The organism is Coprococcus sp. HCN-4056 (assembly GCF_037892645.1).
Taxonomy (GTDB): domain Bacteria; phylum Bacillota; class Clostridia; order Lachnospirales; family Lachnospiraceae; genus Coprococcus; species Coprococcus ammoniilyticus.
Map to the genome: position 1 here is coordinate 144,721 of NZ_JBBKBL010000006.1, position 26,273 is coordinate 170,993.

At 41.3% G+C, this 26,273-nt stretch carries 24 protein-coding genes; 5 read left to right on the forward strand and 19 right to left on the reverse strand.

Translation table 11 applies throughout. The annotated features are described in order from the left end of the window. Window positions 1-119: 119 nt before the first annotated feature. The 6 genes from WKT03_RS10820 to WKT03_RS10845 form a co-directional block, all read right to left on the reverse strand. The gene (locus WKT03_RS10820) at window positions 120-554 is read right to left on the reverse strand and encodes a hypothetical protein (protein ID WP_340391967.1); all 435 of its coding nucleotides are present in this window, start codon (window positions 552-554) and stop codon (window positions 120-122) included. Between the two features lie 15 nt (window positions 555-569). Then, window positions 570-2,096: a Y-family DNA polymerase gene (locus WKT03_RS10825; RefSeq protein ID WP_340391969.1), complete on the reverse strand. Its 1,527-nt coding sequence runs from the start codon at window positions 2,094-2,096 to the stop codon at window positions 570-572. 247 nt (window positions 2,097-2,343) lie between these two features. Further along, window positions 2,344-3,300 carry a hypothetical protein gene (locus WKT03_RS10830; protein WP_340391972.1) on the reverse strand — a complete coding sequence of 319 codons (957 nt, stop codon included), beginning with the start codon at window positions 3,298-3,300 and terminating at the stop codon, window positions 2,344-2,346. Between the two features lie 163 nt (window positions 3,301-3,463). Further along, window positions 3,464-4,786 (reverse strand): sensor histidine kinase, encoded by a 1,323-nt coding sequence (locus WKT03_RS10835; RefSeq protein ID WP_340391975.1) that lies wholly within the window; start codon window positions 4,784-4,786, stop codon window positions 3,464-3,466. Between the two features lies 1 nt (window position 4,787). Beyond that, window positions 4,788-5,531: a LytR/AlgR family response regulator transcription factor gene (locus WKT03_RS10840; protein WP_118483356.1), complete on the reverse strand. Its 744-nt coding sequence runs from the start codon at window positions 5,529-5,531 to the stop codon at window positions 4,788-4,790. An 889-nt stretch (window positions 5,532-6,420) separates the two neighbouring features. Next, a complete protein-coding gene (locus WKT03_RS10845; RefSeq protein WP_340391979.1) occupies window positions 6,421-7,644 on the reverse strand; it encodes an SLC13 family permease in 1,224 nt (407 codons plus the stop codon). Window positions 7,645-7,889: 245 nt separating this feature from the next. Here WKT03_RS10845 and WKT03_RS10850 point away from each other — a divergent pair, with 245 nt between their 5' ends. The 4 genes from WKT03_RS10850 to WKT03_RS10865 all read left to right on the forward strand — a co-directional run bounded on the left by WKT03_RS10850 (window position 7,890) and on the right by WKT03_RS10865 (window position 11,336). Beyond that, window positions 7,890-8,768: a YitT family protein gene (locus tag WKT03_RS10850; RefSeq protein ID WP_044944542.1), complete on the forward strand. Its 879-nt coding sequence runs from the start codon at window positions 7,890-7,892 to the stop codon at window positions 8,766-8,768. A 108-nt stretch (window positions 8,769-8,876) separates the two neighbouring features. After that, window positions 8,877-9,752: a transporter substrate-binding domain-containing protein gene (locus tag WKT03_RS10855; protein ID WP_117808309.1), complete on the forward strand. Its 876-nt coding sequence runs from the start codon at window positions 8,877-8,879 to the stop codon at window positions 9,750-9,752. Window positions 9,753-9,817: 65 nt separating this feature from the next. After that, the gene (locus tag WKT03_RS10860) at window positions 9,818-10,528 is read left to right on the forward strand and encodes an amino acid ABC transporter permease (RefSeq protein ID WP_021943689.1); all 711 of its coding nucleotides are present in this window, start codon (window positions 9,818-9,820) and stop codon (window positions 10,526-10,528) included. Next, entirely contained in the window at window positions 10,512-11,336 is an 825-nt protein-coding gene (locus WKT03_RS10865; protein ID WP_117785561.1) for an amino acid ABC transporter ATP-binding protein, read from the forward strand. The genes WKT03_RS10860 and WKT03_RS10865 overlap by 17 nt, the downstream gene beginning before the upstream one ends. 342 nt (window positions 11,337-11,678) lie before the next feature. On the opposite strand, the gene sufU is transcribed toward WKT03_RS10865, so the two are convergent. The 6 genes from sufU to WKT03_RS10895 are packed head-to-tail and all read right to left on the reverse strand — an operon-like array spanning window position 11,679 to window position 17,036. Beyond that, complete coding sequence (sufU, locus tag WKT03_RS10870) at window positions 11,679-12,101, reverse strand: Fe-S cluster assembly sulfur transfer protein SufU (RefSeq protein WP_008399947.1); 423 nt, start codon at window positions 12,099-12,101, stop codon at window positions 11,679-11,681. Beyond that, on the reverse strand, window positions 12,091-13,308 hold the full coding sequence (locus WKT03_RS10875; RefSeq protein WP_173788844.1) for an aminotransferase class V-fold PLP-dependent enzyme: 1,218 nt from the start codon (window positions 13,306-13,308) through the stop codon (window positions 12,091-12,093). The genes sufU and WKT03_RS10875 overlap by 11 nt, the downstream gene beginning before the upstream one ends. After that, entirely contained in the window at window positions 13,289-14,380 is a 1,092-nt protein-coding gene (locus tag WKT03_RS10880) for a SufD family Fe-S cluster assembly protein (protein WP_173788843.1), read from the reverse strand. Before WKT03_RS10880 ends, WKT03_RS10875 begins: the two co-directional genes overlap by 20 nt. Window positions 14,381-14,393: 13 nt before the next feature. Then, window positions 14,394-15,800, reverse strand: coding sequence for a Fe-S cluster assembly protein SufB (gene sufB, locus WKT03_RS10885; protein ID WP_021943693.1), 1,407 nt, complete (start codon window positions 15,798-15,800; stop codon window positions 14,394-14,396). Between the two features lie 25 nt (window positions 15,801-15,825). Further along, window positions 15,826-16,587, reverse strand: coding sequence for a Fe-S cluster assembly ATPase SufC (gene sufC, locus WKT03_RS10890; RefSeq protein WP_008399954.1), 762 nt, complete (start codon window positions 16,585-16,587; stop codon window positions 15,826-15,828). 23 nt (window positions 16,588-16,610) lie between these two features. Further along, window positions 16,611-17,036 (reverse strand): RrF2 family transcriptional regulator, encoded by a 426-nt coding sequence (locus WKT03_RS10895; RefSeq protein WP_021943695.1) that lies wholly within the window; start codon window positions 17,034-17,036, stop codon window positions 16,611-16,613. A gap of 325 nt (window positions 17,037-17,361) precedes the next feature. On the opposite strand from WKT03_RS10895, the gene WKT03_RS10900 reads away from it, so the two are divergent. After that, the gene (locus WKT03_RS10900; protein ID WP_173788842.1) at window positions 17,362-18,690 is read left to right on the forward strand and encodes a sodium-dependent transporter; all 1,329 of its coding nucleotides are present in this window, start codon (window positions 17,362-17,364) and stop codon (window positions 18,688-18,690) included. Window positions 18,691-18,793: 103 nt separating this feature from the next. On the opposite strand, the gene WKT03_RS10905 is transcribed toward WKT03_RS10900, so the two are convergent. The 7 genes from WKT03_RS10905 to WKT03_RS10935 all read right to left on the reverse strand — a co-directional run bounded on the left by WKT03_RS10905 (window position 18,794) and on the right by WKT03_RS10935 (window position 26,272). After that, complete coding sequence (locus WKT03_RS10905) at window positions 18,794-19,909, reverse strand: 5-methyltetrahydropteroyltriglutamate--homocysteine S-methyltransferase (protein WP_173788841.1); 1,116 nt, start codon at window positions 19,907-19,909, stop codon at window positions 18,794-18,796. Window positions 19,910-20,076: 167 nt separating this feature from the next. Next, window positions 20,077-21,093 carry a LysR family transcriptional regulator gene (locus WKT03_RS10910; RefSeq protein WP_173788840.1) on the reverse strand — a complete coding sequence of 339 codons (1,017 nt, stop codon included), beginning with the start codon at window positions 21,091-21,093 and terminating at the stop codon, window positions 20,077-20,079. 27 nt (window positions 21,094-21,120) lie between these two features. Beyond that, complete coding sequence (locus WKT03_RS10915) at window positions 21,121-22,773, reverse strand: ATP-binding protein (protein WP_173788839.1); 1,653 nt, start codon at window positions 22,771-22,773, stop codon at window positions 21,121-21,123. Between the two features lie 25 nt (window positions 22,774-22,798). Further along, window positions 22,799-23,467: a response regulator transcription factor gene (locus WKT03_RS10920; protein WP_340391995.1), complete on the reverse strand. Its 669-nt coding sequence runs from the start codon at window positions 23,465-23,467 to the stop codon at window positions 22,799-22,801. Window positions 23,468-23,690: 223 nt separating this feature from the next. Then, entirely contained in the window at window positions 23,691-24,002 is a 312-nt protein-coding gene (locus tag WKT03_RS10925; RefSeq protein WP_021944812.1) for a helix-turn-helix domain-containing protein, read from the reverse strand. A gap of 5 nt (window positions 24,003-24,007) precedes the next feature. After that, window positions 24,008-24,355 (reverse strand): type II toxin-antitoxin system RelE/ParE family toxin, encoded by a 348-nt coding sequence (locus WKT03_RS10930; RefSeq protein ID WP_008399964.1) that lies wholly within the window; start codon window positions 24,353-24,355, stop codon window positions 24,008-24,010. Window positions 24,356-24,526: 171 nt separating this feature from the next. Beyond that, window positions 24,527-26,272 (reverse strand): FAD-dependent oxidoreductase, encoded by a 1,746-nt coding sequence (locus tag WKT03_RS10935; RefSeq protein WP_340391997.1) that lies wholly within the window; start codon window positions 26,270-26,272, stop codon window positions 24,527-24,529. Window position 26,273 lies beyond the last annotated feature (1 nt).

A 26,273-nucleotide genomic window follows, 5' to 3' on the forward strand; every position in this document is an offset into this window, starting at 1 on the left:
TCTCCACACAAGACTCAGGAATACTACACTGCCGAAATCGCACAATATAGTCCATTATAGCATCTATTAACAAATACTGTAAAGGTGTAATTTTCAGGCATTTTCATATAATTTTTACGTTACTCCAAACCGGAAAACAAATCACTTTCTATCTGACTGATATCTTCAATCGGTATGATTGTTGCATCTGCCATGATCACCGCTCTCCTGTACAGATCGATTCGCTTAACGATACCGGAATGCGTAACATATTCTCCTCCGGCTTTTCTCTCATCCTGTATGAAATAGGTAATATCCACTAACTGTTCTGTACCTATATTTGCTGAAATAATGTTTAGTTTCTCATTCAGCTCTTCCAATACTTCATCACTGAGCACCCGTTTCTCATCTGTCCGTCTGGCAGTCTCACGAATCGCCGCCGCATGTCCTGTCAATGCCGCAAACGGCGCAAATTGTGCCGCCCGGTCATAGAGTGACATCTGCGGATGTGTCTTTGAAACAGGGTGTTCCAAATGAATGATATCATCATATTTATGGTTGTTCTGCTCCTGCATGTTATATATACCTCATTATGCCTTATGTCCGCCGATCTGTGCATTTCTGTCTTTCGCCGTTGCTCCCTCCTGCAGGTTCATCCCCTTCAGAATTGCATTTTTTCCATATTTTTTCTTAATACTGAGCATGGCTTCCTGCATGTGGCGTTCCCGTTCCAGATCCGCATCCTCTTTCTCCTTTTGTTTTTTTACAGCCTCATAATCTGTAAAAAAATCAAGTTGCTCATACGCATCGTCATTCGTGACAGTATGTTCATCCACCAGTTTATTCGCAGTAATATTGATCCTCCGGATCAAAAGATCCTTGTCAACGATCCGGTCATACAGCTCCATTACCGCATCCATAAGCATCTGGGTCGATGAAGTCTGCCGCTTCAGATTGATCGTTCCATGCGCATGCTTTGGAACCTTTCGTCCATAACGATCCGTTGTAACAGCGCCTTTATATCTCTTCTTTCTCGCCGGGTCTGTCAGATTATCAATATCATAACCAATCGTAAGCACGATCTGATCCGTAACAAGTCCCTTATCCACCAGATCAAGCGACATAAGATCAGTCATTTCCTTTACAACCAGCCTTGTCTTATCAAAATCATACGGACAATGCAGTACCTGTCCGGTGCAAATGCTATTCGTCTCCGGTTTATATGCCTTGATCTGATCCATCGTGCAAGGCTCATATCCCCATGCATGATCGATCAGCAGCTCTGCATTAATGCCAAATAACTTATACAATAAATCTTCATTATATAATTCATTTGTCTTTCCAACCGAGCATCTCGCCACATCGCCCATCGTGTATAGCCCATATTCCGCTAATTTCTTCGCATATCCCTGACCGACACGCCAGAAATCCGTGATCGGCTTGTGACTCCAAAGCTTCCTGCGGTATGCCATTTCATCCAGCTCCGCAATCCGTACTCCGTCCTCATCCGGTTCGATATGCTTCGCCACGATATCCATCGCGATCTTACAAAGATACAGATTGGTTCCGATTCCTGCCGTCGCTGTGATTCCGGTCGTCTTTAATACATCCCGTATCATCATCATGGCTAGTTCTCTGGCTGTCATATGATAGACATTCAGATAGCTGGTCACATCCATAAATACCTCATCGACCGAATAAATATGAATATCCTCCGGCGCAATGTATTTCAAATAAATGTCGTAGATCCGTGTACTGTATTCCATATAAAGTGCCATGCGCGGCGGAGCAATAATATAATCCAGCTGAAGAGTCGGATCTGTCCCCAGCTTCGTGCTGTCATCCGATGTCCCGGTAAAATGATGATCCGGTATATTCCGTCTTCTTGCGTTATTTGCCTCCCTTACCTTCTGAATAACCTCAAACAATCTCGCCCTGCCCGGTATTCCATATGCCTTAAGTGATGGAGATACCGCAAGGCAGATCGTTTTCTCTGTCCGGCTCGGATCTGCCACTACTAGATTTGTGGTCAGGGGGTCTCTGTTCCGCTCTCTACATTCTACGGAAGCATAGAAGGATTTCAGATCAATCGCTATATACGTTTTATTTTCTTCCATTTATCTATGCTCCTTTCGTATATTTTATCCACATCATCCGACAGTTGTTCTGCATTTTATTCCATGCTTCAATTATATGTAAAATGGTTGGTTTTCTCAATGGCAAAATACGGATACAAAGATAAAGTCCCACCTGTTTCCGGTGCTATGTCAGGGATATTATTGGAGCAAAAAAGTCCAGATACAGCATCTCTACCATATCTGGACTTTTACTAAAATATACATGCTATCTGTTCTGCCTGTGTCTTTAGCCTATAATTGCCTTAATTTCCGCTTCGCTCATATCGGTTACATCCATGATCTGCTCTAAGGAGTAGCCTTTCTTATGCATATTCAGAATAAATTCAATTTTTCCTTCTACCCTGCCAGCGGCTTCGCCCTTTGCATATCCCATTTCTTCTACGCCTTCACTCAGATTGCACATGATATTCACCTCTTTCCTTATACTGCGTCTGTCTACCGGTATGTTATATTCCTGTTTCATCAGCTTCAATTTTTGTTCTGCCGTCATTGTCTGTGACAATAGTGTTCCAAGCAATCGATGCAATTCATATCTTTCTTCCTTGGGTGGTATCTCCTTCGCCAGCCCAATCATCACGATGTTAGGAATATTCAGATTGCCTTTCCAATCCTGTCCCTCTACCAGATCATCCTTCACCATATGGATATGACTCAGACTGTTCTTCTCCATATTCATACAAATCCAGATGGAATATACCTGTTTGATCTCGTTATAATCTGAACCTGTGAATTCTCGCTCTTTCTGTGATGATACCAGTCTTGCGGTATAAAAGATTGCCCGATTTAAGATAAAGTACTTTGTCGGTTCATTCTTCTGTGCTTCCAGATTGATGATCATCTTTGCCAATCCATCCCGCATCTGTACATAGAAAATAATATCAAAATATATCTTTCCCTCATCAATTTCGGAACTTTCTGTATTCAGTCCGACAATCCGTTCACCGGTTCTGGCATCCACTGCTTCTTTGTTCATTAGTCCAGGTTCAACCGGAATCTGGCTGATATACGGTTCACCTTCAATCAATGATGCAACCGTATCTGCATCCATGCCTTTAAATTCTTCTACTACCCTGATCAGTATATGCGCCAATATGATCTTCTGTCCAAGCAGCCGCTTGGCTCTGGCATCATACTGTGCTTTCTGATCAGTAGCATTGGAGGAATATACAATTTCGTTATCCATGTTCTATCTCCTTTCTTAACACTGATAGAACAGAATAACATGCATATTTTAGCTTTGTATATTGCCTCCGTCTCTCCAAGTTTGATTGTAATGGATATCCGAACGGAAAACAAGTTTATAATTATTTACCTAAAAAGAATCCTCAATATGTCAGAATATCCTTTTATATCTCATCTTTTTGCTGTAAAAAGATATCGACTGTTACCCATTCCGGATCTACGTTGTACTCCATTCTCCCATTATAGGATTTTACCACACGTTCCATATTCTGGATTCCGTATCCATGACCATCTCCCTCTTTGGAAGAATAAAATTCACCGCCAGCCAATGCTTTATAACGGCTGCTGTCATATGTATTCTTAATTTGAAAACTGATCATATTTTCATAACAGCCAGCTTTCATAATAACCGCTTTCCTATCATTTCCTTTCAGACACGCTTCCATTGCATTTTCAAGAGCATTCGCCAGAACTCCACAAATGTCAATATCTTTAACACCCAGATTGCTTGGCAATCCACCATCAAATCGAAAATCAACTTCTTTAAATTTCTGATCCCTTGTAATGCCAAATATAATAGAATCAACCATAAAGTTTCCGGTATACCGAACCCGTTCTAGATTTAACTCTTTATCCTTCTGGGATAATTGTCCCATATATTTCTCCAATTCTGAATATTCTCCACCATAGACCAGACCTTCCATTGCTGCAATATGGTGTCTGAAATCATGTCTGAACTGCCGAACCTTCTCATAATCATCATGAACTTGTTCACCATATGCCAATTTCAATCCTAGACTTTCGCCATAAAGCCCTTCCGTTTCTATGTGTACATCATTTTGGTGTTTTAAACGATTTGAATGTAGGAAGAATACAATAATACAAGCAACGATTATAGCAAAGGTAAGCCCAATAATGTTATACAGCCGTGCCCTGTTTTCTGGTTTCCCATATGCCATAGTCATCATCATAATTATAAAAATGAAATAAAGACTCAGCATTGCTACTGATAATAAGGAACATTGCAAGGTCTCAATTTTCCTATTCAACATATTTTTTCTAACAAATCTGCGGCATCCCAAAACGATCAATATGACTATAATAAATGAAATTATATTTGCATATATCTTAATCCATCCTGCATCATAAATATAATACCACCATATTTTTCCTTTTATTAAATATCCTAATGTTACAAACATCGCAGTATCAATATAATTAACACCTATCAATGATAATACATACAATATAATTTTATTTTTCATTTTGCCATCATATAAAAGTAACACGATGAACAATATATAAAAAACTGATACAAAGGAAACTTTCCTTTGTATTAAATATATTTCTATTATAAAACCTATCAGACATATTCCAATTCTAAACCATTGTCTCTTATCTTTATAAAATTTTCCCTGGAATAAAAACGAAAAGATTATAAAATATTTAATAATCTCAATACTGTTATATAAAAAAATTTCTATCATGCTAATTCCATTTCATTTTTGTCTTGCAAAATTCAAAGTAACAGTCACGGCACTTATTGATGTTGGATCTTGGAATTGAAATTTCAGACCCATCTTTTAAAATCACTTTGTGATCAAGTCTCTGAATGTATTCCATATTAACAATACAGCTTTTACTTATCCGTAAGAAACTATTCCCTAATTCAACTTCCCAATCCTTTAAAGAACGTCTAACTAACTTCTTATCTGTCATAAATAAGCCATTTACTATTTTACCAGTAGTGTATTCAATATATGTATAGACATGTTCGGACATAATTTTTATGATTCTATCGTACTGTATACAAAAGCTACCTAACTCATCCTTTAAGTTAACTACTCTCTTTCCACTTTCTACCTGCTCAAACAATCTTAATTTATCTGCTAAAACATTTGTATTTTTATCAAAACTAACTTTATCTACAAAACCTATAACATATCTGCCGAACGCTTCTTGAATCATTTCATCATGACTTGTTAAAAATATGATACTACTTCCATATCGATATTGTTCCAATTCTTTTTTCAACCACAATCCATTCTTTCCCGGCATCTCTATATCTAATATAAACAAATCCACAAGTTCTTCATCATTTGTCAGATTTTGTATCAGACTTTCAGCAGAATGAAAAGCACTAATTTTTGACTTTACCGACAATACATTCCTGCATACATTCGCTACATTTTTTATTACTTTATCGTCATCATCACAAATAACAATATTCATAAAAACACCCCCATTCTTTTCTATTTAAAATAATACGTTATTTCTTTTTTATTTACAATAATAAGTTCGCTATTCGACATATTTCGAGAAAAACAGACAAAAAAATAGCCCAAATTACTTGGACTATTTTTATGTTCTGTTAATGCCACCATTAACAACCGCAGTCATTTTGTTTCTTTTGCTAGATATACAATTTTAACTATTATAAATTTTTCTGTTCACAATCCCCCTTTTATTAAAAGCCCCCTTTAGAATCATAAACTGTCATTGTTTTATATAGATAAATATTGTCTGTCAAAATATTTTTCCGCTCAACTCCATAATATTTTTTTATTTTCCCCAGCCTACAAATTTTTTAAGCCATTCCCAGAAATCAAGACCATATAATGCCATATTTTTCCCCTTTCCCTTTAAGCGCCATCCGTTATGTATTTCGTACGATGGTTATAGTTTAAGAGGCTATATGCAATTTTTCTATTTATTTGTTCTGAACTGTCGTTTTTTGTTCTGTAATAAAAGCTGCGTATAGGAATTACACACATCTTGTCATTTTATTTACTTCAGAAGCATAAAAAAGTGCCCCGAATATACCTGATATAAAATGCACAGCATACCCGGAGCTGGGTTGATTCCAATTTATATTTATTTAGAAAAGATCCTTTACTTTCTGCCAGCATTTCATCGATCTGATCCTGAACCTGAGTATCCATATCGCTTGTTTAACATGAAGAAAATGGAAGGATCTCTTATAACAAACGAAGAAGTTTCTTATAATACAAAAAAGCTTTGGCAGCTACATTAAAAGAACTGATGACACACAAATCATTTTCTAAAATAACCGTCAGTGAGATCATCCATACCTCCGTCCCTGCTGTTCTACTTGATTATGTTAAGAAAGTAAACGATAAAGAATCATCATTATAAAAAGGAAAATAACATTTGCAACTGTAAATTCCAGAAAATATCTGCCCCTGAATGACCGATCCTCTTTTGCAACATATTTGAAGCTGATCAGGCTTGCCATTGATGCTATCAACGTTCCAAGGCCCCCGAGATTGGTTCCGATCACCAGCTCCCGAATATGGTCTGTGAATCCGGATAACAAAATCGCAGCCGGAACATTACTCATTACCTGACTTGCAATTACCGAAGTGACCACCTCCCGTCCGGTCAATATATCCGAAAGCAGTTGACTGAATGCCGGGATACGTCCAAGATTACCGATGAATATAAATAACGCGATAAAAATACATAACAGAGAATAATCAACCTGTGTCAGAATTTTCCGGTCACGCAGAAGCAAATATAAAAATACTAACGCGAAAGGCACACCATACGGAAGAATATGTGAAACCGCAAGCAGACTTATGACAAACAGAATAAGATATGCTGTAAATTTTTCAATCCATTCCGCATCCTTTCTCTCCCATTTTGAACCGGAAGCACCCAACGAATCCTTCTGTCTTTTCGTTGAAGCTTTATCTTCAGCAGAATCTAAGCCTTTGTTCTGCTTTATTTCTGTCTTCCCATCATGACTTAACTTTCTTTTTCGAACCATGGATGCCAGACCGATCCATGCCATTAACAAAGCAAATGCGCAGACTGTATACGGCAGCATGATCTTTAAAAACTCCGCAATACCTATACCTGCTTTTCCATACAAATACAGATTCTGAGGATTACCAAGAGGTGTCAACATACTGCCAAGATTCGCCGCAATCGTTTGCATGACAATTACTTTTAGCATCCATTTGCTATCAGTGTCCGGATTCAGTTTCTTCATTATTATAATTGCAAACGGCACAAATGTAATAAGTGATACATCATTTGTTATAAACATCGACATAAAGAAACACAAGCATACAAGGATTACCGTTACTCCTCCGATCCCATGCACCTTTGATAACAGTCGTTCTGCTAATTTATCAAACACATCAATATTCCTCAAGCCGGCAACGATACTCATAAGGCAGAACAGGATCGCCAGTGTCCGGAAATCAATATACGAAATATATTCTCTGTCAGGAACTACAAAAAATACTGATATCACTGCCAGCACGACCGCGATCGATAACACGGTTTCCTTCTTTATAAAATATAAAATCTTTTTCATCCTTCTAATCCTCTTAACACATATTTTCTGCTTGCATTATTGTACTGCATTCACTTCCGCCCCACAACCTGTAATTCTGCAATTTATGATCAAGTCTTCCTTATATTTTAGATGCTTTTTTACCGGAAATATTTTATACTTTACATATAAATATTTACAAAAGCGTTCCTGTCTTGATAGTATCAACAGGTTGAAGCTCATAATCTACACAAGCTGTACAAGCATTAATAAGGGAGGGCATGCATATGAATCTCAAAGACAAAACACTCTGGCAAAGAAATGCTGCTGCGATCGGCGGCATGGTTTTATTTGCCGCCGGAATCAACTTCTTTATCGTCCCCGCCAGTCTGTATAACGGCGGTGTCCTTGGTATCAGCCAGATCATACGAACCTTACTGATCCAAGTATTTCCATCGCTTGCATCAGGAACCGATATCGCAGGTATTATCAACTTTATCTTAAATATACCTTTATTTATCATGGCATATATCTCAATCGGCAAAAGTTTCTTCAGCCGGACACTGGTCTGCCTGATCAGTCAGACGATATTCTTAAGTATATTTCCAATTCCGGCTACACCTCTGGTCAATGACAGCCTGACTGCCAGCATTATGGGTGGACTTCTCGCCGGTACAGGAATCGGTATCTCCTTACGCTCCGGCGGCTCCAGTGGCGGTATGGATATCGTCGGTATGTTCTTTACCAAGAAATACAAAAATTTCAGCGTGGGAAAGGTATCTTTGACAGTTAATGCTGTTGTCTACGGCATCTGTGCAATCCTTTTTGGTATCCCGACAGCCGTATACAGCATTATCTATTCCGCTGTCAGTACTCTGATGACTGACAAAGCACATACGCAGAACATCAATACCGAAGTTGTGATCTATACAAAAGAAGAACCGGAAGCCATCCTTGATTACATCGTAAATGAATTTCACCGGGATGCAACCTGGTGGGAGGCGCGTGGTGGTTATACCGAAGAAACAACTTATATGATCGTTACGATCCTTTCCAAATATGAATGTGTTCATCTCCGCCGCGGACTGAAAAACATCGATGAACACGCCTTTGTTGTCGTAAAAGAAGGTATGCATATTGGCGGAAAATACGAAAAGCATTTATAAAACCTGCATAAAACCTGTAATTTTCAGCATTTTTTTGCATATATAAATTGCATTTTTCAAAACACAATGGTATATTTATTCAGAAAAGAATGAAAGGAAGTAATGAAAATGAAACTTAAAAAATTTTTAGCAATTACGATGTCCGCAGCTCTGGCTATGGCTTCTCTGACAGCCTGCGGAAGCAAGAGCGATGACAGCAAAAAGTCATCCGACAAGAAGACAGCCAAAGTTATCGAGATCGATCTGACAGATGAGCAGTATGCTTTCGGTGTAGATAAGACTCAGCCGGAGTTACTGGATCAGGTAAATGCATTTATCAAGGATATGAATGCAGATGGTTCTTTTGAAGAGATCTGCAATCACTACTTCGGCGATGGCGAACCTGTTGCTGTTGAATCAGCTACATTAGATTCCAGCAAGGATCAGTTAGTTGTAGCAACAAACGCTGCATTCGAACCATTTGAGTATACAAAGGGTGAGAACTACTACGGAATCGATATGGAGATCGCTAAGGCACTTGCTGACAAGCTCGGTAAGGAGCTGGTTATCCAGAACATGGATTTCGATGCTGTATGTCTCTCCGTTGGTCAGCAGAAATGTGATATCGCTATGGCCGGTCTTACAATCAAGCCGGATCGTGAAGAATATGTAGCTTTCTCAGATTCTTACTACAAGGCTTCCCAGAAGTTGATCGTTCCATCAGACAACACAGAATTTGACGAATGTAAGACTGCCGATGATGTAAATGCAATCCTTAACGCTAAGGATTCAAGCAGCAAGATTGGTTTCCAGACAGGTACAACCGGACAGTTCTACTGCGAAGGTGATGATGACTGGGGATTCGCTGGTCTTAAGATGACATCTACCGGTTACAAGAACGGTTCTCTTGCAGTTCAGGATCTGTTAAATGGTAACTTAAATTATGTTATTATTGATTCTGCTCCTGCTGCTGCCATTACAAAATCATTAAATGCTATGCAGTAAAAATATGCTATAAGAATCACGCGTTCCTCGCGTAAAGAAAATAAATGATATTGAAAGGATATTTCATGGGAGACATTTCAAGTAAAATACAAAAGTTCATAGAAATATTCATTGATAACAAAGGATATGTAAAGGTTGTTGAGGGTCTTAAGAATACCGTTATCATCGCCATAACCGGTCTGATCATAGGTATTTTGATCGGAACCATTATTGCAACTGTCCGCGTCATTCCAAAATATAAACGGCTGCCACGGGTTTTAGATGCGATCTGCAGCGTCTATGTCGGATTCTTCCGTGGAACTCCTATGGTCGTGCAGTTACTGCTGTTTTACTATGTTCTGCTCCCTATCGTAGGAGGTCATATGAGCGGTGTACAGGTATCAATGCTTGTATTTGGTCTAAACAGTGGTGCTTATATTTCCGAAATCATGCGAAGCGGTATCCTTTCTGTTGATCCCGGACAGATGGAGGGTGGCCGTGCCATGGGACTTAGCTTTGCGACGACCATGCGCAAGATTGTGATCCCTCAGGCAGTTAAAAACATCCTTCCTACTCTGGGAAATGAATTTATATCTCTGATCAAGGAAACATCTGTTGTAAGCTTTGTTGGTGCTACTGACTTATATGTAGCATTTAACTATATTGGTAGTAACAGCTACGAATTCATGATCCCATATCTGGTTATGGCACTGATCTACATTGTGATGGTGCTTCTGATCAGCCTTGGTATCAAACTTATGGAAAGGAGCCTGAGAAAGAGTGATAGACGTCATTAATCTTGAAAAACACTTTGGTGACAATGAAGTTTTACGAGGCATCAATGTCACAATCGATAAAGGCGATATAATGGTTGTAATCGGTCCTTCAGGTTCTGGTAAAAGTACATTTCTTCGCTGTTTAAATTGTATGGAAGACCCAACAGGCGGTCAGATCATCTTCAATGGTGTCGATATTGCAGACCCGAAGGTTGATATCAATATCCACCGTCGTCATATGGGAATGGTATTCCAGCATTTTAATCTGTATAACAACAAAACCGTTATTCAGAATATCATGCTTGCTCCTGTACTGGTGCGTTGTCAGGATCTGAAAAAAGCGAAGCGTCATAATCGTATGCTTCCACTTACGAACCTGTTCCGCAAAGAAAAGCAGGAGAAAATAGAGATTACAACAAGTAAATCTCAGATCGTTTCCGAGGCAAGAGCAAAGGCAGAAGAACTTCTGAAACGGATCGGTCTGGAAGATAAAGCAGATGTATATCCTTCTACTTTATCCGGTGGTCAGAAACAGCGAGTTGCCATTATCCGTGCGCTTGCTATGAATCCGGATGTGATCTTATTCGATGAACCGACTTCTGCTCTTGATCCTGAAATGGTTGGAGAAGTTCTCGACCTAATGAAGGATCTTGCAAAAGAGGGAATGACCATGATCGTGGTTACTCATGAAATGGGATTTGCAAAGGAGGTTGCCAATAAAGTCCTCTTCATCGATGAAGGACAGATTCTTGAAACCGGCACGCCGGAAGAATTCTTTGGCAATCCAAAGAATCCTCGACTAAAGGATTTCCTTTCGAAAGTATTATAGACTGACTTGGCATTATAAATAAAAGATGATAGATACTCTTTGTTACGCAAAACGCTCTCGCTCTATTTTCACGTAACGGTACTAAGCTCCCGCTTATGCGGATCGCTAAGGACCGACGTGAATAACTGAGAACTTAGTGAGGCTCCGCCGAGGTTAGTTCGAAGTTACACAGCGTGAATAGGTTTGCTTCACAAAAATATCTATCATCTTTTATTTATATCCACTTTAATGGCTTTAACTTCATATATTAATATGTGCAAACCTACACCAGCGCGAATAACTGAGAACTTTAAAACAGCTACTATCTATGTCGTCTGACATATGACAGTAGCTGTTTTTCGTTTATTTTTTTAATGCTTCCTCCAGGGTATGCCAGCCAAGGACTGCGCATTTTACACGGGCAGGCATATGGGAGATATCTTTTAAGGCGGAGGCCTCTTCCAGTTCATCGATCTCTTCATCGGTCGCTTCGCCCTGTATCATCTTTAAGAAAAGTTTTCCAAGCTTCAACGCTTCTTCCTCGGTCTTTCCGACGATCATGCCAAGCATGATATCAGCGGACGCCTGTGAGATCGCACAACCGTCTCCGACAAATGCTCCGTCTTCGATGATTCCGTTTTCTACTTTTAATTTCAACCAAATATCATCCCCACAATTCGGGTTTACACCTTCCAGTACAATGTTCGCATCCGGAAGATCATGCTTGAATTCCGGTCGGATATTGTGTTCCGTCAGAATCTCATTATAAAAACTTCTATTCTCCATATCCCATTCTCCTTCTGACATTTGCAACACTCTCTACAAATGCATCGACTTCTTCTATCGTATTGTAGAACATAAAGCTGGCTCTTGTTGTATTATACACCTTCAGATAAGTAAGCAATGGCTGTGCACAATGGTGTCCGGCACGAACATCGATACCATCTGCTGCCATGATCTCACTGACATCATGTGGATGTACATTGTCGATCGTAAATGCCACAATACCGGTATGGTTTGCAGGATCTTCTGAGCCGATCACATGAACATGCGGAATCTTTGCAAGTCCTTCCATCGCATGTCGGGTCAGTTCCAGTTCTCTCTGCTCGATCGTCTCAAATCCAATCTTATTAATATATGAAATTGCGGCTGCAAGTCCGGCTGCACCGGCTGCATTTACAGTTCCTGCCTCGAACTTATGCGGAAGCTCAGCCCATACCGCTCCTTCTGTCGTTACGGACTGGATCATCTCGCCACCTGTCATAAATGGCGGCATCTCTTCCAGTAATGCTTCTTTTCCATATAACACGCCGATACCCATCGGTCCCATCAGCTTATGACCGGAAAATGCAAGAAAATCCGCATCCAGATCTTTGACATCGATCGGCATATGCGGTGCGCTCTGTGCCGCATCTACTACAATAACCGCGCCGACCGCATGTGCAAGCTTTGCGATCTTCTTGATCGGATTCACACAACCGAGAACATTGGATACCTGTCCGATCGCTACAAGCTTTGTCTTCTCATTGATTCCTGCTGCAAGTGTCTCATCTGTCAAAGTACCGTCCTTCTCACAGTTCAGATACCGGACCGTTGCACCTGTCATTCTCGCTGCCATCTGCCATGGGAGAATGTTGCTGTGATGCTCCATGATGCTGACTGCGATCTCATCTCCTGCTTTCAAATGACTGCATGCATAGCTGTATGCAACAAGGTTCAGACTCTCTGTTGTATTTCTTGTAAAGATGATTTCTTTTTCAGAATCTGCATGAATAAAATCACGCACAACTTTTCTGGCATCTTCATATGCTTCTGTTGCTGCAAGGCTCAGCGGATAGAAACCACGAAGCGGATTTGCATTGCTTTCTTCATAAAATCGCTTCTCTGCTTCAATTACAACTGCCGGCTTCTGTGCTGTAGCTGCATTGTCTATATAAATGGTTTTATTTGTCTGTAATAACGGAAAATCCTCTTTATAATTCTTCTCTATCATCTGCCATTACCTCCGCAAGCTGTGCTTCTACCAGCTTCTGTGTCTGCTCATCTCCTATGTGGCGATATAACATCTCGAATTTGCCGCGGGTCATGATATCCTCCGCAGTCTCCTTGTCGATGCCTCTTGATTCAAAATAAAATAATGTCTCCTCATCCAGTTCACCGATCGTTGCACCGTGAGAACCTTCTACATCCTCCTCTGCACAGAGAATGATCGGGATCGTCTTATTGATCACATCATCACCAAGCAGGAGTACATTTTCTGTCTCTGCGCCTGTGGATTCGGATGCGCCGTTCTTGAAATCGATCGTTCCACGAAATACTTTCTCTGCTGCATCCTTTAAGGTTCCATCTACCTGGATCTCACAATTCGTCTTCTTACCGAAGTGATTTATGATCAGGTTCACATCAATCTTCTGTGTCTTCTGTCCAAGGTAGCCGATCTCGACCTGTGTATCTGCTCCTGTACCCTTAAGATCTGTACGGATTCCGTTATAGAGATCACCTTTTCCGATAAAGATCTGAAGGATATCGAACTTTGCATTTTCATCGCAGACACAACCGATATCATTTAACAGAGTCTGTTCTTCATCCTGCATAAATACCTGTACCAGACGAACACGGCTGTCTTTCTTTGCCTGTATCATCGTACGATATGCCAGTGAACCTGCCTGCGCACTTTTCTTTGTAAATGTCTCAATTATGGTTGTATCCGTACCTTCTTCTGCCGTCAGATAACATGCACCTGCCGCAGACGCTACTGTCGTTCCATCAACAGCCAGACGGATTGTTGCCTTCGCGTCTTTGTCCGAAGCAGTCAGAACTGTTTTTTCTGTCTGCGCATCTGCAAAGATCGGATCAGCCTCTCTTCCTGCTCCACTCTCAACTGTGGCAAATTCTGCTACACCCCCGGATATCAGGCTGTTTGTCTCTTTATCCTCAAATGCTTCCTCTACCGTCACCTTACATGGTGCTATCTCCGGATTCCATGAAACCTTTGTATCATTCATATGAAGCCAGTACCATGTTTTGGATGGAAGTTTATTAATATTAATCGTATTCTTGTCCATTGCTCATTTCCTCCTAACCTATACTGCCCTTCATTTCCAGACGGATCAGATTGTTCATTTCCAAAGCGTATTCCAGCGGAAGCTCCTTTGATACATTGTCCGCAAATCCACTGACGATACAAGCTCTTGCATCTTCCTCGCTCATACCACGGGACATCAGATAGAATACCGCATCATCACTAATACTGCCGATCTGTGCCTCATGTCCGACATTTGCCTTTCTGGTACGGATGTCCATCGCCGGAATCGTATCGGATCTTGAAATAGAATCCAGCATCAGCGACTGACAGGATACTGCTGCCTTGGCATTCTCTGCTTCCTTTGCTACTACAACGGAAGAACGGAAAGTACTGATACCGCCATCCTTTGAAATAGATCTTGTATTAATATAAGAACTGGTATCCGGTGCGCTGTGAACAACCTTTGCTCCGGTATCCAGATTCTGTCCTTTTCCGGCAAATGTGATACCGGTAAATTCCATCTTCGCACCCTTGCCTTTCAGGATACTCATTGGATACAGGTAGGATACGTGAGATCCGAAGGAACCGGAAACCCATTCGATCGTTCCGCCTTCTTCTACAACTGCACGTTTTGTATTCAGATTATACATATTCTTTGACCAGTTCTCGATCGTAGAATAACGAAGCTTTGCATTCTTACCGACAAATAATTCCACGCATCCGGCATGGAGATTTGCCACGTTATACTTTGGTGCAGAACAGCCTTCGATGAAATGAAGATCCGCACCCTCATCTACAATGATCAGTGTATGTTCAAACTGTCCGGCTCCCGGTGCATTCAGACGGAAATAAGACTGCAATGGGATCTCTACGGATACGCCCTTTGGTACATATACAAAGGAACCGCCTGACCAAACAGCGCCATGAAGGGCTGCGAACTTGTGGTCATTGGGACGAACCAGCTTCATAAAATGCTTTCTTACCATATCTGCATATTCGCCATTTAATGCACTCTCCATATCAGTATATACAACGCCCTTTTCAGCTACCTCCTGACGGACATTGTGGTATACCAGCTCGGAATCATACTGTGCTCCGACACCTGCAAGAGATTTTCTCTCTGCCTGTGGGATGCCCAGTCGTTCAAATGTATTCTTGATATCTTCCGGCACATCAGACCATTTTGCTTTCATATTTGTATTTGGTCTGACATAGGTTACGATGTTGTCCATATTCAGACCTTCAATCGATGGTCCCCAGTCCGGCACTTCCATATTATTATAGATCTGCAGGGATTCCAGACGGAAGGTCTGCATCCATGCCGGATCATGTTTCTCTTTCGAAAGCTGCTCAACGATCTCTGGCGTCAGTCCTGCCTTGATCTTATAAGCATCTTTTTCATCATCTTTGAAGTCATATATATTTCTGTCTATGTCTTCTACATATGTTTTTTCTTTCATATCTATCGGATGCTCCTTTCAAAGACTACTGATTCTGCTCTGTCTTCTCATATTTTGCAAATCCATTCCGATTGATCTCCTCTACCAGAGATGCATCACCGGTCTGTATGATCTTACCTTCTACCATAACGTGTGTATGATCAACAGATAAGGACTCCAGAATCTTTGTGCTATGGGTAATGATCAGAAGACTGCCCTTGCAATTCTTCTGGTATTCTTCGATACCGGCAGATACTGTTCTTACAGCATCAACGTCCAGACCGGAATCTGTCTCATCAAGGATTGCAAGTGAAGGCTTCAGCATCAGGAGCTGTAAGATCTCTGCCTTCTTTTTCTCACCACCGGAAAATCCGACATTCAGATCACGCTCTGCATAGGATGGATCCATCTGAAGGATCTCCATTGTACGCTCCAACTCTTTTTTGAAATCATATAAACGCTGTCTTTTTCCTGTCTTCTGCTCCAATGCATTTCTGATAAATGAACTTAAAGTCACACCCGGAACCTCTAATGGATTCTGGAAGGACAGGAAGATTCCTGCTTTCGCCCGCTCATTGACAGGCGCCTCTGTAATATTTTTACCCTGAAACCAGATCTCTCCGCTCTTTATGGTGTATCTTGGATTTCCCATGAGTGCATAGCCAAGTGTTGATTTACCTGTTCCGTTTGGTCCCATGAGAACGTGTGTCTCACCCTTTCCGATTGATAGATCTACACCGTGAAGGATCTGCTTCTCCTCTACATCTACATACAAATTCTTTACATTTAATAACTGTTTCTCTGACATATTCGTGCCTCCTGTATATTCATCTATTCTTTCACTGTTTGTCCGGCTTTTCCTGCCACATCGGCAAGTGTCATATTATCAAAATAATTATTGATCAGATCGGCAAGTCCTTGCCAGATCGGTAATGTATAACATAATTCCGACCGGTCACACGGTACTGAATCATCCTTCAGGCAGGATACCGGTGCAAGGGTTCCTTCGGTCAGTTTGAGGATCTCTCCCACACTGTATTCCTCCGGTTCTCTGGTCAGACGATAGCCACCTCCATGTCCGCTTGCCGCTTCGATCAGATGTGCTTTTGACAGCATCCGGGTGATACTTTCCAGATATTTCTGTGACAGCTCTTCGTGTTGTGATATTTCTTTTAGTGGTATAAAACTGCCATCATGATTTACCGCCAGATAAACCATAACGCGTAATGCATACCGTCCTTTTGACGAGATGACCATAGTATTTCTCCCTCTTTCCAAATTATGCTACAAAGATAATATTCCTATTCACCTACCATGTCAATAGGTGAATAATATTTTTGTTGCTTTTTCGACTGTAAACCTTTAAACTGGAACAGTATGGCACGTATAGATAATTGCGTAAGCATTAGTTACTAATATGCATAAATGATTCTGACATTACCAACCAGTGGACGCTTCCGCTCGTTTCGTCCTGCAACGGTCCTTAGATGCCACTGTTTTGGTAAGTCAAACCATTCATGCTAGTTTATAAATCTGAATTACGCAATCATCTATATAATAAAGAAATAGATAGGGTTAGTTTATGAGTAATAAAAATACGAAAAGTTTTGGAAGCAGATGGGGGTTCATTCTGGCTTCTGTTGGTTCTGCCGTTGGTATGGCAAATGTCTGGGGATTTCCAAATAAATTGGGAAGTAATGGTGGCGGCGCATTTCTGCTGATCTACCTGCTTTTTATCTTTATATTCAGCTATGTGGCACTTCCGACCGAATTTGCGATCGGACGAAAAGCCGGGACGGGAACACTTGGTGCTTATAAACATGCATGGGAAACAAGAGGTAAAAAAGCCGGTACTGCCGGCGGACTGCTTGGCTGGCTTCCACTCGCGGGCTCCTTATGTATCGCGATCGGTTATGCTATCATCGTTTCCTATATTTTAAAAGCCTTCCTTGATTCTCTGATCGGAACTTTAATGCATGAAGATACAGCAGCCTGGTTTGATTCATTTTCATCTAAACCGTTCTCCGTGATCCCACTTCACATTATCGTGGTAGCCGGAACGCTCCTGACCCTGTTCTTTGGAGCGCATAGTATAGAAAAGACAAATAAGATCATGATGCCGTTATTCTTCATCATTTTCCTGATCCTTGCAGTCCGTGTTGCTATGCTTCCGGGCGCAGCAGAAGGATATAAGTTCATGTTCACACCGGACTGGTCAAAGCTTGCTGATCCTATGATCTGGATCTGGGCAATGGGACAGGCATTCTTCTCCCTGTCAGTTACGGGAAGCGGCATGATCGTCTATGGCGCTTATCTGTCAAAGGATGAAGATGTTGTCGGAGTTGCCAGACATACTGCGATCTTTGATACGATTGCTGCCGTTGTCGCAGCGCTGGTCATTATCCCGGCATGTTTCTCTTATGGCGTTGATGTCGGAGCAGGTCCAAGTCTTCTCTTTGTTACCCTGCCGACCATCTTACAGAACATTCCACTTGGACGGTTATTTGCGATCATCCTGTATATAGCAATGATCTTCGCCGGTGTAAGCTCCCTTCAGAATATGTTTGAGGCGGTTGCCGAATCACTCTTACACCAGTTTCCGAAGCTCAGCCGTACCGCAGTCCTGATCATCATCGGTGTGTTATGCCTTGGCTGTGGCATCGGTATGGAGACGATCTCCAAATGGGGACCTTGGATGGATATTGTTTCTATCTACATCATCCCGATCGGCGCAACCATCGGTGCTGTCTCATGGTTCTATGTCATGAAGAAGGACGAACTGCTCGAAGCTGTCAACTGCGGCAGCAAAAAAAATCGTGGCACACTCTGGTATTCCATTGGACGTTACCTCTATGTACCACTTGCTATCGTGTTATGTGCAGTTGCATTGTTTAAACATATATCGTTTTAAAAAAAAACAAAACGGCGGGGAGTTTCCCCGCCTGTTCTTTTGGTTGGACCTGGGTCTTTCGACCAGCCCATAACTGTGACCTGTCACATTTCTTATTATCGCTCTACCACACTTCTTCTGCAATCTCTTTTACAAGACGAAGCTTATCCCACTGTTCTTTCTCGGTCAGCTTATTACCGATCTCACAGGATGCAAATCCACACTGTGGGCTGAGATATAATCTGTCAAGTGGAATATAATTTGCAGCTTCCTTTATACGGGCAATTACTTCTTCCTTATTTTCAAGCTTTGGTGACTTCGTTGTAATAAGACCAAGCACAACCTTCTTATCACCGGAAACCTTTGCAAGCGGAGCAAATCCGCCGGAACGCTCATCATCGAATTCCAGATAATATGCATTTACATTTTCTTCTCCGAACAGGATATCTGCTACAGGATCATAAGCACCGCTGTTTGCATAAGTAGAATGGAAATTACCACGACATACATGTGTATTGATTGTCAGATCCTTTGGTGCATTTGCGATTACCTGATTATTGATATCCTTATGGATCTTCTGGATCTCCTTTAAGCCCTCAGCAGTTGTTCCGTATGCAAGATGTCCGCTTCTGTCTGCCATCATGCCCCAGGTACAGTCATCAAGCTGGATATTTCTACATCCTGCATTGTACAGATCCTGGATCACTTTTCCATATGCATCTACAATATCCTTTACCAGGTCTGCATCGGATGTGTAGTATTTCTCCGTCTCCACACGGTTGAATGGCATTGTAAACTGCGCAAGGAACTGAGCAGGAGATGGCATTGTCTGTTTTGCTACTGTATTCTCATCTTCAAACTGTTTTACGAACTTAAAATGCTCTACAAATGGATGCTCTTTGGATATGCCGACTTTTCCAACCAGATAAGTATCATCGACCATAGCTGCTTCACCATGGAATGGAAGACCTGTCTTTGTAGGTGTATGTCCGATTCCATCAAATCCCCACATAAAATCAAGATGCCAGGTTGCACGACGGAATTCACCATCTGTAATAACATGATAGCCTGATTCCTTTATCTTTGTTATAAGCTCTGTGATCGCTTCATCTTCTACTTTCTTTAATTCATCGTATGAGATATTTCCCTCATCAAACTGTCTTCTCGCCTTCTTTAACTTTGCAGGGCGAAGAAAGCTTCCTACATAATCATAACGAAATGGTGTCTGTAACTGACTCATTGCTTTATCCTCCATATAATTCAAATCATTTCTATAATAACCACTCTGCTTATTTCCCAGCCGTGATTTCCCGCTTATTATATGGCAGCGAACAAGATCTGTATAATACAAAAAGGATTCTGTTTGTCATAGTTTCAAACTATATCAAAACAAAATCCTTTTCGATTTTATTTCAGCTTCTTTATATGTTCATCTATCTTACCTGTAACATCCGTCAGCATTTCCCCATCTCTGCCAAGTTCATTAAAGCGTCCCCGATGTTCCAGTTTTCGTCTGGGCGGTTCCGGACTCAGATATTTTTTCAGAGCCTCCAGATATGTATTTCCCAACCGGCTGATCATTCCTTTCTTATGCGTGATATATCCGATCCGCATATCACTCTCATCGGCAAGCGGAACTGCTATGATGTCTCTGCCATTCAGCTTCTTATCGATCACACCGCTGCACACGGTATAGCCATTTAAACCGATCAGCAGGTTAAACAACGTAGCTCTGTCCCGGACACGGATATTCCGTTTCCGCTCAAAGGATGAAAAAATCTCTTCTGAAAAATAAAAGGAATTATGCTCCCCCTGTTCAAATGACAGATACGGATAGTCCTCAAGTTCTTCATTTGTTATGACCGTCTTGCCGGCAAGCGGATGTTTTCTGCTGATAAATACATGCGGTCTGGCTACAAACAGCAAATGAAATTCCAGATCATTCGAACGCAGAAGCTTACGCAGCACTGCTTCATTAAAATCATTCAGGAATAAGATTCCGATCTCACTTCTCATCCTTGCTACGTCTTCGATGATCTCATAAGTCTGCGTCTCCCGTATGCTGAAATCATATTCATCCTGTCCATACTGCTTGACCAGATCCACAAATGCATTGACGGCAAATGAATAATGCTGGGTTGATACACAGAACTGTTTCTTACCACCATCATTTCCCTTATATTTATCTTCTAAAATAGCCGCCTGTTCCAAAACCTGTCTTGCATATCCTAAGAATATCTCTCCTTCCTTTGAAAGACTGATACCCTTATTCGTCCGGTTGAAAATGACGATATTCATTTCCTTTTCCAGTTCATGGATCGCATTTGTCAGACTTGGCTGCGAGATATACAGCTTATTTGCTGCTTCCGTGATCGTTCCTGTATCCGCTACTGTTATCATATATTTTAACTGTTGTAATGTCATTGCCGGCACTCCTTATCATTAACTTATCTAAAAGTCCACCTTCACTTCCACACCATCACCTGCATTTTTCATCTCACAAATAAATCCATGGCGATCCATGATGGTTTTGACAATGGATAAGCCAAGCCCGGTTCCTTTGTGTCCATGTCTGCTGTTATCCCCTTTGACAAATGGATTCCAGATATTCTTTAAAATATCTTCCGGAATCGGCTCACTTGTATTCTGAATGGAAAGGCGCTCATTGCTCATCTGAACTGTGATCTTTCCATCCTTTGTAACATACTTAACCGCATTATCCATCATATTCATAACTGCCTGATACATCAGAGCCTCGTCTGCTTCGATCTGGCAGCTTCCCTGAATGTCAAGCCTGATATTTTTAGTTTTAATTGTTTCCGCATATACATCTGCTGCTGTATTTATGATGTTTCCAATATCAACTTTAGTCTTATGAAGCTCTGTGTTTACATCCTCAGCCTTTGCCATATCAAGGATGGATGCAACCTGTTCATTCATTGCCTTTACTTCATTTAATATCCCGTCCATATAATACTGGTTCTTCTCCGGATTCTTTCCTGATTTCAAATTCTCGGCATACAGAGAAATAACGGCAAGCGGGCTTTTGAGATCATGTGCCATCGCATTTGAAGTTGTTCGTCTGTACTGCTCCATATCATACGCTGATTTATAGGATCTGTACATTATATATGCGATCAGAAGTGAGATCAATGCACTTCCAAGCACTACCCCAAGCCATGTGTAAATGATCATATGTCCCATCAGTGACTTTACAATATTATAATGATAATCAATGACTGCAAAAGCAGTGTTGTCATTGTTGATAGGGAATGCATAGACTGCATGTGTACCATATGCACATTTTTCTGTATCTTCCACATACTCCCAGTTGGAACTATTCCGATAATCATTCACGATCTCATCCGTACCTGTATACCGATCAACCTTTAACGATATTGGTATACAGCCAACGACTCCATGCGGAATGGTAAATCCCGAACTCTGATCCAGCTTCACATAACCATCCGGTATCTCTGATACCGTTCTTTCCTGTTCCTCCCCATCTGCAAAACAGGTATAGGAAGCCGGATAAAACTGCATTCCTGACACATAGACCTCATTCATTTTATCAAATGAAAAATCCGCAGACATATCCTTCATTTCAGGAACAGCAGTTCCAAATATATCATTATCACAATACAACATATATTTGTTCTCAGATGTATCATTGATCTGGAGGAATACCTTATCTTTCTGGTCCGTAATCTCTGTCAGATTACCGGCATCATCCTTCTGATACAGATGAATAAATCCCTGCATGCTGACCAGCTCGCTGTCATTTAACACCGCCATTGACAGATCATTCAAATATATCATATTTCCAATATAATGATCATATGGTGTCTGAAACTCGTAATCTGCGTCTTTCTGTTCTTCAAGCTCCGTCTGATAAATATTCCAATATTTTACGCCTGTCTGACGGATGGTATTCTCTGCTGCCCGCACACTGTTTGATATGTCATTCTGAAATGTCAGGTTTAAAAATGCTGTAATGATACCCCCGAGTATCGATGTTACAATAATAAACGGAATAAAAATCTTTAAAAAGAAGGAATAAAACTTCTTCTTTTTTCCATAATATTTCTTTTCTTTTTTCTTCATATGATAGTCCACCTCTCTGATCTGATTACTCCATCCGATATCCTTTTGCAAATACAGTCTTTATCAGTTTGCCGCTGTCACCAAGTGCTTTGCGAAGCTTCTTTACATGGTTGTCAACCACACGGTCACCACCATCGTAATCATACCCCCATAACCGGACAAGCATATCATCTCTTGTCACGATCATGCCCTTATGCTCCATCAGGTATTTGAGCATCGCATATTCTTTTGGTGCAAGCCGGACCTCTTCTCCTGCTGCCTCAACAAGCAGTCTGTCCGGATACATCTTGATGTTCCCCACCTGAATCACCTGATTCTTCGTCCACAAGCCTTTCGACCTACGCAAAAATGACTGGATCTTCGCCTGAAGCTCTGCCATGGAAAATGGTTTCACAACGTAATCATCACAACCGAGATCGTACCCGTAAAGCCGGTCTTCTTCTCTGCCTCTGGCGGTCAGAAAAATGATCGGAACGTAGCTCTTTGCCCGGATGGCTCTGCATATCTCAAATCCATCTGCCCCCGGCAGCATCACATCTAAAAGTGTCAGATCATATTCATGTTCATACACAAGAGCAAGCGCCTCGTCTCCGTCCGCCGCCCAGGTAAATGTGATCTCACTCTCTTTCATGTAATCCATGATGCCCTCTGCAATTCCTGTTTCATCTTCCACCAGTAAAATGTTGTAACTCATAACGCTCCCCATTTCCAGAATTCATTTTTAAATCTTTTGATATCTTAGATTCTGAATCTATCATACATGGCAATTATATCCTATTTGTATCCTGTTGTACACAAATGTAATTTTTGCAAAAATAAAAAGGGCTTCCCCTACCTGCCCTGCTCCCCTGGAAATCGTAACGCATTATATTTCCAAAGGAGCAGGGCAGAGGGGGAAGCCCTTTTTATTTTTATTATCATTTTGCTACTACAAATTCTGTTTCATCCAGATCTTCGGAAGCTAAGATATCAAGCAAACGAAACGCTGGTCCGGTTGGGTGTGTTCTGCCACACTCCCATGCCTCTACTGTTTTCTTCGAAACACCCATATAAGATGCAAAAACTCCCTGTGTCATTCCTGCCCGCATCCTGATCTCACGAATTTCTGTATTTGAATATTCTTTCACTGGCATTATCATATATGTTTTTACGCGAGCTTTTCCCTGTCCTTTTTCATACTCTATTGCTTCTTCCAATCCCTGTTTTAAATCATCAAATAATGAACCCATAGAAATCATCTCCTATTCTTTGCCGTTTCCTCTTTCAAAGATTTTACCAACTTCTTAAGTACATTTTTTTCTTCATTTGTCAGATTTTCCTGACTTTTCTTTTCAAATGCAGTTATTAGATAGGTAACTTCATATTCTGCAAAATCCGTATAACATACACGAACACTACCACTCTTTCCTCTATTTTCTAATGGGAACCGTACCTTACGTATTCCACCAGTTCCTTCCATTACCGGTCCTGATTCTGGATTTTTTAATAGCATAATTTGCAATGCTCGTAACTCATCTTCCCCAAGCCCTATTTCTTTCCACCGTTTTGTAAATAATGGTATTTCAATAAATGTTCTTATCATTCGTTAATTCATCCCTCCTTTTTCCTAAATAGTATACCCTATTTTGTAGGGTGTCAATCTTTTTATTTAATCTGTTTTGTCTAATATCCTATTTTACACGATCACAAATTATTCAAAATAAAAGGAGCATCCCTTTACCGAATATATCCAGTAAAGAGATGCTCTATTATTTTATAAAATCTCATCCAAATAGTCTAATAGCTCCGGTAATGTCTTTCTTCCAAATGCTACATGTTCATCGTTCACAACAAGGCACGGTACGCTCATAACCTTATAGCGTTTCTGATAAGATGGATATAGCATCACATCGTAAATCTCTGCTGTAACCTGTGGATTTTCTGCGGCTATTTTCTGTGCCGCGGTGACAAGATCCGGACACATGGAACAGGCAAGTGTTACAAGAATCTTGATATTAAGCGGCTTTTTGATCGCATGAATACGCTCCATTATCTGTGCATCCACTTCTTGTCCCGGTCCGGCAGCATTATACAATCCAATCACAAAAGAAGTGAATTCATGTCCACCCGGTACACCATGGAAGCCAAGCCCGGTATCACTTCCGTCTTCTCCCAAAATCCTGACAAATGGTCGTTCGTTTGCCGGAACAGAATCCCCGTCTGCCCCTTCCTCTGCTACGATTACACTGAGCTTTTCGGTTCGTCTGCTCATAGCTTCCATATATTGTTTTAGCTGCACTGACTCCTGCTTCTGATTCAGATATAATTTCAGGATCAGCGGATGCGCCATGCGGTCAAAGACCTCATCTAACTGCTTTTCCGTCTCTTCATCAAAGAACTCGTCCGACAATGAATCTTCTGCTTCCGGCTGTTTCTGTTGTCCAGTTTTATGCATTTCATATCCGGTATTTTCAGCGACCACAGGCTGCATTCCTTCACGCTTTTTCTCCTGTGTAACATTCTTCTCCTTTGATTGTTTATTTTCCCGCAAATTCCGTGATGGCTTTGCTCCATTCTTTTTCTGCATGGCTGCCACATACCGTTCAAGCTCTGTCGCTGCAACTGCACCATCACCGACTGCCGTCACTACCTGACGAAGATTTTTCTGGCAGACATCGCCAGCCGCATAAACACCCGATATACTGGTCTGTCTGGAAGCATCCGTAATTACATATCCCTTTTCATCAATCTCTGCTTTTCCCTGCAGCAACGAAGTCTCCGGCTCGTATCCGGCAAATACGAAAATACCAAACGTATCTCCTTTTGGCGCATGATATACACTTTCTTCTCCTGTTTTCACATTTTTATACACCAGTGTTGTCAGGACATCTTCACCCTCCGCGCGGACGATCTCAGTACTGGTAAGCACCGTAATTTTTTCATTTGCTCTGGCTTTATCCGCTGATGATTTGGAGCAGGAAAAATCTTCGCCCCGGATCAATATCGTCACATGACTGGCATACTTGGTAAGGAATACACTTTCCTCCGCAGCGGCATAACCTCCACCCACAACAAAGATCTCCTTCCCGGTGAAGAACTCTCCATCACAGGTCGCGCAATAAGCTACGCCCCGTCCTTTAAACCGTTCCTCACCCTCAAATCCGATCATTCTCGGATGCGCTCCGGTTGCAAGAAGAATTCCATAACAGGAAAAGTCACCTTTACTTGTATGCACAGTTTTATATTCTCCATCTACATCCAACTTTTCAACCTCTGCCATCAGGAATTCTGCACCAAAATTCTCTGCCTGTCTGTACATAGCCGCAGTCAGGGATTTCCCATCTGTTTTCTCAATTCCCGGATAGTTCACCACTTCTTCTGTGATTGTGATCTGTCCGCCAATCTTCTCTTTCTCGATAACAAGCACCCGGTAACAGGCTCTCGCCAGATAAATGGCTGCTGTCAGTCCCGCCGGCCCTGCACCTGCGATCACCACGTCATACATATTTTCATTCTTCATT